Origin of the sequence: Gemmiger formicilis, from assembly GCF_016901605.1 — a bacterium.
GTDB lineage: Bacteria > Bacillota > Clostridia > Oscillospirales > Ruminococcaceae > Gemmiger > Gemmiger formicilis_B.
The window spans coordinates 1-5,038 of the sequence record NZ_JACJKP010000190.1; the positions used below are offsets into that span (position 1 = coordinate 1).

The window sequence follows — 5,038 nt, forward strand, 5'->3', positions numbered from 1 at the left end:
CTGCCAGGGCAGCGGCGCCTGTGTGGATGCCTGCCCCGCCCATTGCATCGAAGGCGGCCCGGGTCTGGTGGCGGTCATTGACAACTTTGACTGCACCCGCTGCGGCAAACACGCGCTTGCGTTTGGCGGGGCGGCGGACCGGCTGGGCGGTGTCGGTGTCCGGGGCGGGCACGGCGGCACCCTTTACCGGGATGGGCGCGGCGGGCAGTTTGGGCAAACGGCCCGAGGTGCGCTTGATGGCGCCGCTGCCGCAGACTTCCAGGCATTTGCCGCAGCGGGTGCAGTCAAAGTTGTCAATGACCGCCACCAGACCCGGGCCGCCTTCGATGCAATGGGCGGGGCAGGCATCCACACAGGCGCCGCTGCCCTGGCAGAGTTTGGGGTCCACATAGAACCGGGTCAGGGCCAGGCAGGCCCCGGCGGCACATTCCTTGCGGCGGATATGGGCGGCCACTTCGCTCTCAAAGGCGTCCAGGGCGGACAGCACCGGCAGGGCGGCTTCCTCGCCCAGGGTGCAGTTGCAGGAGGTGGTCATCACGGTGCCGATCTCCCGGGCCAGGTCCAGGTCCCCGGTCTTGGCGCGGCCGGTGGCCATATCCTCCATAATACAGCTCAGCTGGTACAGCCCTTCGCGGCAGAAGGTGCACTTGCCGCAGCTCTGGGCACGCAGGGCGGTGAGCAATACCTGGGTCTCGTGCACGGGGCACTGGGTGTCGGTCAGGCGGCGCAGCATGCCGGAACGCCCGGCCACTTCACCCACCGTCTTGCCCGCCAGCTGGTCGGCGTTGTAAAACACATGCCCGGCCACCAGACCCTTGCAGTCCCCGACCAGTTCGGTCACGGGGCGGGCAGGGGGTTCTTCCACGGCCAGGGCGCCGTCCACCGATACCAGCACGCCGGGAGTATTCCCCAGCAGCCGGTCGGCCAGGGCAGCCAGCTCATCCAGGGCCAGCAGTCTGGCGCCTTTGTAGGCCATCTTGTTGACCAGAGCGGCCCGGGTGACGGTCAGTTTCAGGTCCACCAGCCCGGCGTCGGCTTCCAGCTGCTGAGGGTCCAGGTCCTCCCGCACCACCAGCACCGCATCGGCGGCGCCGGTCAGTACCGCGGCGATCTTCAGGCCCGCCACCACTCCGGCGGGGTTGGCGTGGAGCAGAATGTTCTTCATGCCGTCGGTGTCGGCATTATACAGGGCGCCCACCACCCGGGGGGCGGCGTCCCAGCAACCAAAAACGGCTTCCAGGGCGGTCTTGTCCAGCCCGCGCAGCCGGTTCAGGGCTTCGGTGTTGTTTTGCAAAAGGCTCATTGCGCGGCACCCTCCTTTTCGTCCATGTAGTCGCTCCAGATGCGGTGGCCGGTGATGCGGAACCGCAGGTCACATTGCAGGCAGCGGGCGGCTTCCCCGCAGGCGGCGCTGTCGCACAGCCCCGCGCTGATGGGGGCAAAGTTGTCGGAGCGCGCTTCGGCGCAGCGGAACTGTTCCTCGGCCCGGGGCAGGTCCCCGAACCCTTCCACCTTGCCGATGCAGGCGTCGGGCACTTCCACCGGGGCCAGCACTTCGCTGATGTCCCCGTCACCGCCCAGCGCTTTGTCTATTTCGCTGGCGGCGTCCCGTCCGGCGGCAATGGCCTGGATGACGGTACGGGTGCCGTACACCGCGTCGCCGCAGGCATAGATGCCCGCCACGCTGGTGCGGCCGCTGCCCGGCTGTACCGCAATGGAGTTGCCGCGGCCCAGTTCCAGCCCCGCTTCGGGGGTGATGTCGGTGCGCTGGCCGGTGGCAAAGATCACCGTGTCGGCTTCGATCACGTATTCAGAATTTTCCTCTTTTTCAATGATGGCCCGGCGGTTTTCATCAAAGGTGAAGCTTTTCACCCGGCAGAACCGCACGCCATCGGCGTGGTCGGTGCCCACAATGGCCTCAAAGGTGTGGGCGGGGTGGATCTGGATACCCTCCTCCTGGGCCTGGGTGATCTCCTCCTCGTCGGCCAGCATCTTGTCCCGGGCTTCCAGGCAGGCCAGGTGGATCTCCTGGGCGCCCAGGCGGCGGGCGGTGCGGGCGCAGTCAAAGGCTACGTTGCCGCCGCCCAGCACAATGACCCGCTTGCCCATGCCGGTGGGCTGGCCCATGGCGGCGCTGCGCAAAAAGTCGCTGTTGACAAGAACGCCCGGCAGGTCGTTGCCCTGCATGGGCAGGCGCACGCCCTTGTGGGTGCCCAGGGCCAGCAGCACGGCGTCGTAGTCCTGTTTCAGGCCCACAAAGTCGGTGACGCGGCAGCCGGTTTCCACATGCACCCCGGCGTCGTTCAGGTAGCCCGCTTCCTTGGCCACGATTTCCCGGGGCAGGCGGTAGCTGGGAATGCCGTAGGCCATCTGGCCGCCCAGAGTGGGGTAGGCTTCCTTCAGGGTCACATCATGGCCCTGCTTGGCCAGGTAATAGGCCGCCGTCATACCGGCGGGGCCGCCGCCCACCACGCAGACTTTTTTGCCGGTGGCGGGCAGGTGTTTGCTGTTTTTCTTCCATAGGTCGTTGCTGCCGTGTTCGGCGGCATACCGCTTGATGTTGCGGATGGACACCGCCTCGTTCACCTGGCCGCGGCGGCACTCACTCTCGCAGGGGTGGGCGCAGACCCGGCCCAGACATTCGGGGAAGGGCAGTTTTTCATGCACCACGGCCAGGGCCTCGGCAAACTTGCCCTCCTTCACGAACCGCACATAGCGGGGGACGTCGGTGTGGGCGGGGCAGGTGGCCTGGCAGGGGATCAGGGTATCTTTTTTCTCCACGGGGGAATACTCGATGATGTCCCGGATGGTGCCGGTGGGGCAGACCTCGGCGCAGGCACCGCAGAACCGGCAGCCGCTGTCCTTCAGCAGCTTGTCGTGCAGGGTGCCCACGTAGGTTTCCATATCCTTTTTGTTGTACTGCAGAACCCCCACGCCCCGCAGGTCGCTGCAGGCACGGACGCACCGGCCGCAAAGGACGCAGCGGTTCATATCGTGGATGATCAGCGGGTTCTGGTTGTTCTGGGCAAAGCCCTTGATGCGGGTATGCATCCGGGTGGCGGAAACACCCATGTACTGGATGAGGGTCTGCAGTTCACAGCGGCCGTACTTGGGGCAGGTGGAGCAGTCCTCCGGGTGGGCAGCCAGCAGCAGTTCCATGGCCAGCTTGCGCTGGGCGGCAATGCGGGGGCTGTCGGTGGTGATCTTCATGCCTTCCTGTACGGTCAGTTTGCAGGCAGGCTGTACGCCTTCCTGCCCGTCCACCTCCACAATGCACAACCGGCAGGACCCGATGTCCGGCAGGTCGGGGTGGTGGCACAGATGGGGAATGTAGATGCCGTTCTGCAAAGCGGCTTCCAGCACGTTCATGCCGGGGTCCACCTGCAGGCGTTTGCCGTCGATTTCAATGGCAACGCTCATAACCAATCTCCTTTCCGGGTTTTGTATTCCAAAGGCATCCGCAGATGCCGGGATTCTTCTGGGCGCGGGGCTGTTCCCCCCTTTGAGCGGGAGATCAGTCGATGCCCTTGAAGGTCTTCTGGGCATAGGCGGCCTTGCGCTCCTGCACCAGCTTGATCTTTTCGGGGTCAGAAAAGAAGCCGCCCTGGGTCTGGGCGATCTCTTCCAGATGCTTGGCGCGGCCCGCCACGGTGGTGCGGTCTTTCAGCAGACCGTCCTTCTGGATAACGAACTTCCACTTGCCGTCCTCGGTCTTTTCCAGGGTGCCGCCGGCACCGCAGACCTGGCACTCGATGGGGTAGTGCAGGCCGTCCCACTGCATTTCGCCCAGCACCAGGGCGTTGCTGTGGCAGTTGGGGCACCAGCCCATGTCCTCTTCGCCCAGCCATTTGCGGTCGGCGGCGGGGGTGGCCACCGCCTGCATGATGTGCTCGCCCAAAGCGCGGGCACGGGCCATCAGCTTGTCGTCCAGCAGGCACTGGGCGGGGGCGGGCACCCGGGTGGCCAGCAGCATATCCACCACCTTCATATCGGTGGTGAACATGGTGGCCTGCAGCCCTTCCAGCGCCATGGACTGCCAGGCGCGGGTGGAACCGCCCACCGAGATCAGGCCCGCGACCCGGTCACGGTGCTCAATGGCGCCGATGGTCTCCAGGAAGGAGGTTTCGTAGCTCAGGCTGCGGTGGGCAAAGGTCAGGTAGGCGGAAGCGGGCATCAGGTCGTAGGTGGGGACCGAGAAGATCACCGCGTCCTGGTTGAGCATCACGTCCATGATCTTCTTTTTGTCGTCCTTGCCGTCCAGCGTGCAGCCAATGTGCTTGCCCTGGGACATGGCCTTGGTGCAGGCGGTGCAGCCGGAACAGTCCAGAATGTGGAAGTCCCGCAGGTTGATCATGGTCACTTCGGCACCCTGTGCCTCGCAGACAGTCAGTGCCTCTTTCAAAAGAATTTCGCTGTTGCCGTTTTTACGTCCGGCGGCAATGCCCATTACCTTGTATGCCATCTTGTTTTGCTCCTTTTCTTGCTTTCCAAAATCCGTATTTGTGCGGTGTCTCCCGTTGTGGTAAAATAAGAGATACAAACCGCTTTGCTATCATTTTAACAATCTTGGGGCGGCCTGCCTATCATCAAGATTTTGGATTTTGACGCTTATCCAACACCAGCCGCCCGATTGTTGTTTATCTCAAAAAAGAACGGAGGAACGCCCATGCAGCCCACCGATTTGCGGGTGGTCAAGACGCTGAAACAGATCGACCAGGCCCTGCTTACCTGCCTGGCCGAAGCCCCCTTTGAGAAGATCACGGTAGAGCAGCTCTGCCGTGCGGCACTGATCAACCGCTCCACCTTTTATAAGTATTACACCAGCAAATACGACCTGATGGAGCAGTACCTGCAGCGAGCGCTGGACGGGTTCCGCCGCCAGGTGGACGTGGCCTTTGTGAACGCCACGCCGGAGACCATCCACAACCTGCTTTACCAGAAAAATTTCGAGAACACCCTCAAATTCCTTCACAGGCACAAGGCGGAATACACCCTGCTGTGGTCCATTCCCCTGGAGGAAAACGTCTTTGGCCGGATG

General features: G+C 63.7%; 4 protein-coding genes. 1 reads left to right on the top strand and 3 read right to left on the bottom strand.

The genetic code is table 11. From position 1 onward, the window contains the following. The 3 genes from H6B10_RS12390 to H6B10_RS12400 form a co-directional block, all read right to left on the bottom strand. Positions 1-1,303, bottom strand: a 1,303-nt coding sequence (locus tag H6B10_RS12390) for an NADH-ubiquinone oxidoreductase-F iron-sulfur binding region domain-containing protein (protein WP_204651889.1), incomplete at its 3' end; no start/stop codon positions are given. Continuing rightward, the gene (locus H6B10_RS12395; RefSeq protein WP_204651890.1) at positions 1,300-3,420 is read right to left on the bottom strand and encodes an FAD-dependent oxidoreductase; all 2,121 of its coding nucleotides are present in this window, start codon (positions 3,418-3,420) and stop codon (positions 1,300-1,302) included. The genes H6B10_RS12390 and H6B10_RS12395, both read right to left, overlap by 4 nt. 94 nt (positions 3,421-3,514) lie before the next feature. Next, the gene (locus H6B10_RS12400; RefSeq protein ID WP_204651891.1) at positions 3,515-4,462 is read right to left on the bottom strand and encodes a flavodoxin family protein; all 948 of its coding nucleotides are present in this window, start codon (positions 4,460-4,462) and stop codon (positions 3,515-3,517) included. Positions 4,463-4,666: 204 nt separating this feature from the next. On the opposite strand from H6B10_RS12400, the gene H6B10_RS12405 reads away from it, so the two are divergent. Continuing rightward, positions 4,667-5,038: TetR/AcrR family transcriptional regulator (locus H6B10_RS12405; protein ID WP_204651892.1), on the top strand; the 372-nt coding region annotated here is incomplete at its 3' end.

Excerpts from the sequence above, each read along its gene's own strand:
- H6B10_RS12395 (WP_204651890.1), bottom strand. The coding sequence starts at position 3,420 with ATGAGCGTTGCCATTGAAATCGACGGCAAACGCCTGCAGGTGGACCCC.
- H6B10_RS12400 (WP_204651891.1), bottom strand. The coding sequence starts at position 4,462 with ATGGCATACAAGGTAATGGGCATTGCCGCCGGACGTAAAAACGGCAAC.